The sequence below is a fragment of the Ligilactobacillus acidipiscis DSM 15836 genome (assembly GCF_001435755.1).
Taxonomy (GTDB): Bacteria; Bacillota; Bacilli; order Lactobacillales; family Lactobacillaceae; genus Ligilactobacillus; species Ligilactobacillus acidipiscis.
This window is the reverse complement of the sequence record NZ_AZFI01000147.1, coordinates 1-4868: the sequence shown is the minus strand read 5'-3', so window position 1 is coordinate 4868 and position 4868 is coordinate 1. Positions and strand designations below refer to the sequence as shown.

The 4868-nt window shown below is 38.0% G+C and carries 5 protein-coding genes; all 5 read right to left on the bottom strand.

Going from position 1 to position 4868, the window contains the following annotated elements; all coding sequences use genetic code 11:
* Positions 1 to 120: 120 nt before the first annotated feature.
* Complete coding sequence (locus FC65_RS08730) at positions 121 to 396, bottom strand: HU family DNA-binding protein (protein ID WP_017868147.1); 276 nt, start codon at positions 394 to 396, stop codon at positions 121 to 123.
* A gap of 224 nt (positions 397 to 620) precedes the next feature.
* A complete protein-coding gene (der, locus tag FC65_RS08725; protein WP_029604835.1) occupies positions 621 to 1931 on the bottom strand; it encodes a ribosome biogenesis GTPase Der in 1311 nt (436 codons plus the stop codon).
* A gap of 106 nt (positions 1932 to 2037) precedes the next feature.
* Positions 2038 to 3228 (bottom strand): 30S ribosomal protein S1, encoded by a 1191-nt coding sequence (rpsA, locus tag FC65_RS08720; RefSeq protein ID WP_056972382.1) that lies wholly within the window; start codon positions 3226 to 3228, stop codon positions 2038 to 2040.
* Positions 3229 to 3281: 53 nt separating this feature from the next.
* Entirely contained in the window at positions 3282 to 3977 is a 696-nt protein-coding gene (gene cmk, locus FC65_RS08715) for a (d)CMP kinase (protein ID WP_056972380.1), read from the bottom strand.
* Between the two features lie 166 nt (positions 3978 to 4143).
* Positions 4144 to 4761: an SAG1386/EF1546 family surface-associated protein gene (locus tag FC65_RS08710; protein ID WP_010494088.1), complete on the bottom strand. Its 618-nt coding sequence runs from the start codon at positions 4759 to 4761 to the stop codon at positions 4144 to 4146.
* Between the last annotated feature and the right edge of the window lie 107 nt (positions 4762 to 4868).

Sequence of the window (4868 nt, the reverse complement as noted above, 5' to 3'; positions counted from 1 at the left end):
CGGAATGCCTCGATTCGTTTTTCCTCAGATTGTACCTGAATTTTAAGTTTTCAGACAGTCCCTAATTAAAAAGGACCAGGATAAGAAAATTCTTACCTGATCCGTTCAATGCAGTTGTCCTTATTTAACAACATCCTTCAGAGCTTTGCCTGGCTTAAATGCAGGGACTTTGCTTGCAGGAATTTGAATTTCTGCACCTGTTTGTGGGTTCCGGCCTTTACGAGCAGCGCGTTCGCGTACTTCGAAGTTACCAAAACCAATAAGTTGAACTTTTTCGCCGTCCTTCAAGAAGTCTTGAATTGAACCGAAAACAGCGTCAACTGCAACAGTTGCGTCCTTCTTTGTCAAACCTGTTTTTTCTGCAACAGTTTCGATCAATTGTGCTTTGTTTGCCATGTGTTTCACCTCCTGAACTAGATCTCAGATATAAAAGATTTTTATATCTATTCTAAGTAATTGGCTATTCACCAAAAACATGAAACAATGACTAACAAAATCATTGCTCAAATAATAAGATAGCACATAAAGCCTAATATAACAAGGTTTTTAGTTTTATTTTGCATTTTTTTTGGCAAAAAGAGACATATATTAAAATATTCTAATGAAAAGCCTTACTTTGCCTATTTTCTACGTCTTTCGATTATTCTGATGGGAGTTCCAGTAAAATCAAAAGCATCTCGAATTTGATTTTCTAAAAAGCGCTCATATGAGAAGTGCATCAATTCTGGATCATTGACAAACAGCACAAAGGTTGGTGGTTGTACCGCAACCTGTGTACCATAATAAACCCGTAGCCGTTTGCCATTTTCTGTTGGCGTTGGATTATGAGCCATTGCATCCATCAAGACATCATTTAAGACAGAAGATGAAACTCTTTGCTTATGATTGTTATAAACTCGTTGAACCAGCTGTGGTAAAGTATTTAGTCGTTGATGTGTCTTTGCAGAAACAAAAACCAGCGGTGCATAACTCAAATATTGAAATTCTGCTCTTACCGCCGCTTCAAATTGCTGCATGGAATGATTACCTTTTTTCAAAGTGTCCCATTTATTAACGACAATAATAACGCCACGTCCAGCTTCGTGCGCGTAGCCGGCCACATGCTTATCTTGTTCACGGATGCCTTCTTCAGCGTTTAAAACAACACAAACTACATCACTTCTATCAATAGCACGCATAGCGCGCAAGACTGAATACTTTTCAGTGTTTTCGTAAACTTTGCCGCGTTTACGGATTCCTGCTGTATCGATCATCGTATATTCTGTCCCATTTTCAGTTGAAAACTTAGTATCAATGGCATCACGAGTCGTTCCCTCAATTCCAGATACAATGACTCTATTTTCACCTAAAATAGAATTAACTAATGATGATTTACCAACATTAGGGCGCCCAATAAAACTGAATTTAATGGTCGAATCTTCATCATTTTCAGTTTTAGCCGGAAACGATGCACAGATCTTATCCAATAGGTCACCAGTCCCGATACCATGTGTCCCAGAAACAGGGATCGGATCTCCTAGTCCCAATGAATAAAAGTCATAGATCTGTGACCTTGCTTCGGGATTGTCAACCTTATTTACAGCTAAAATTACAGGCTTGTCCGATTGATAGAGGATCTGAGCAACCTCTTCATCTGCATCGGTAACACCTTCTTGTACGCTAACGATTGCAACTATAACATCAGCTTCGTCGATAGCGATTTTTGCTTGTTCTGTGATCTGTGTTATCAAAGGTTCATTGCTGATTTCGATACCACCGGTATCAATAATATCAAAGTTTTGGCCGAGCCATTCACTATGGGCATAAATTCGGTCCCTAGTGACGCCGGGAGTGTCCTCAACTATCGAAATACGTTCTCCGGCTATACGATTAAAAATAGTTGACTTACCTACGTTAGGGCGACCAACAAAAGCAACCACTGGATTAGCCATGATCATCCACCTCTTTCTTAAATTATTTTTTTCAAAACTAACAATTAAAAAACCAGTCCAAGAACAAAATACGAGGACTGGTTTCGATTATCGATTTAGATTTGATTTATTTCTTTAAATCGTCACCAATAATATCTCCTAATGTGAATCCTGTTTCTTCATCAGGAAAATTGTTGGAATCATTCTTTTGTGAGTGATGCTTTTCTTCTTTAGGTTCAGCAACTGGCTTATCTTGCAAAGCTTTGATAGACAATGCCAAACGATGATTTTCACCATCAACACTCAGAACTTTAGCCTTAACAGTTTCACCAGAAGTCAAAACTTCATTTGGTGTAGCAATATGCTTGTGTGAAATTTGTGAAATGTGAACTAAACCTTCAACACCAGGAAATACTTCAACAAATGCACCGAAGCTTGTTAAACGCTTAACTGTACCTTCAATGATGTCGCCTTCAGCAACTTTTTCATTGATATTATCCCATGGCTGTGGCAATGTCTGCTTGATAGACAATGAGATCCGATCTCTGTCTGAATCGACAGAAAGAACTTTAACTTTGACATCCTGGCCAACTTTAAGCACATCAGATGGTTTACCAACACGTTCGTAAGAAATTTCCGAAACATGAACCAAACCATCAACACCACCTAAGTCAACGAAAGCACCGAAGTTTGTCAAACGAGCAACTTTACCTTCAACAACGTCACCAGCAGCTAATTTACTCATGATTTCTTGACGTTTTGCTTCACGTTGTGCACGTGCAATTTCTTTATGAGAAAGAATCAAACGATTTTCGCTAGGTTCAATTTCAACGATCTTAAGCTCAAGTTCTTGTCCCTTAAATTGACTTAAATCTTCCACGAAGTGATCAGACACCATGGATGCCGGAATAAAGCCACGAACACCTGCATCAACAACTAAGCCACCTTTAACAACTTGTGTGACAGGAGCAGTGATATTTTCACCAGATTCAAATTTTTGTTCAATTTCATCCCAAACCTTACGTGCTTCAAGTCTACGTTGGGACAACAAGAAACTGCCGCCTTCTTTATCAGAGCCAATTTTTGAGATTACGACCAAGTCAAGGTTGTCACCAACTTTAACTTTATCTTTGATTTCTTCTTTGATACTCAATTCACGCGCAGGCACAACACCTTCAACACCTGTGCCCTCAATACCGACAATAACTTGTTTTGAATCGTCTAATGCCAAAACTTCACCTTTAACGACACCACCGATCTTAACAGGCTTTACACTGTTTAAAGCTTCTAATAAATCCTTGTTTTCTGATTCACTCATGGACTAAGTCCTCCTTAACGACTAACTCTAAGATACATCTTAACTGATTTTACTTAAAATTTCCAGTTAATTTTATTTTTTTCCTTCTCATGGATAAATTTAAGTATTTTTTCCACGACTTGTGTGATATTCAAGGACGTCGTATCCAATAAAATAGCATCACTTGCTTGAGTCAATGGTGATATTTCACGATGTGAGTCTTTATAATCACGTGCTTTTATTTCGTCCTCTAAGGTTTGCATAGAAGTTTCTATACCCTTAGAGATATTTTCCTTGTAACGACGCACTGCCCGTTCATGAACACTGGCCACTAAAAAGATTTTAACTTCAGCTTGAGGCAAGACTGTTGTTCCAATATCTCTTCCGTCCATGACGATGGCACCTGCTGAAGCAATTTCTTGTTGCCGCTTCGTCATTTTTTCTCGGACACTAGGCTGTGCTGAAACCAAGGAAACTTGATTGGTTATTTCTGGAAAACGGATCTGTTTCGTTATGTCTTCTCCGTTGACAATTACTAATTGTTCCGGATCGGCAGGAATAAACTTTAGATCAAACTGTGTCAGCATTTTTTTTAAAGCGACATCATCATCTAATTGTACTCCTTGCTTTAAAGCAGCATACGTAACAGCACGATACATTGCACCTGTATCACAATAAATATAATCTAATTTTTTTGCTACGAGTTTAGCAACGGTACTTTTTCCTGCCGAAGCAGGCCCATCAATTGCAATCTGCATCTTTGTTGACATTATTCTCCTCCGCACTTTTCAAACTAATTATGTATTATGAATTGCCAATGAACTTGAATTGTAGTGATAATTAGTTTTTAAATTATAAAATCCGTTAGCATATTAAAAATATAAATCTAAACAAATAAATAGAGGCCGGTTCATTGAAAACGACCTCTCACTTATATTACTTGATTCGAATCCGTTGTCCCGGATTGATCGTGGAACCCGAAGTCAACCCCGGATTAAGTTGGATCAATTCGTTAACTGAAAGACCATTATTTGCTGCAACACGGTACAAGCCTTGACCTGCATCAACGGTCACATATGAACCATCTTCAGATGATTGCGCCGAACTGCTGCTTTGAGCCTCCGAATCAGAAGACTGTTGTTCAGCAGACTCAGAGATTGCTGAAGAAGTCTCTTGAGCTGCAGAAGATTCAGCCGGGGCATTTTCTTTAACACTGCTGGATTGGGCTAAAGTTTTTGAACCCTTTTCAGCTACAGTCTTTTTATTTGTTTTCTTTTTTGCAGTTTTTGTTTTTTTCTTTGATGAAGAAATTACCTCAACTTGATCATCACTATTTAAAGTTTTATTAGACGAAGTTTTTTGTGAAATGAAATAAAGTGCGATAGTTCCAATAATGATAATCAAAAAAATAACCAACAAAGAACTAGTCAAAACAGTATTACTTTTATTATTACGCCGTGTTACCGACCGTGAATAATTACCGCTGCTGTCTTTTTCCTCTTCAAAGGTACTTTCCCAAGGTTTTTTTGTATGTTGATCACTTTTTTTGCTCATAGATCACACCCCCTTAAACTGACTCATAAATATTTTACCATAGTTATTTTTTTTTAAAAAGAAATGGGCCGGTAAAAATGCCCCGATTTAAAATTGAAGTGCAACAC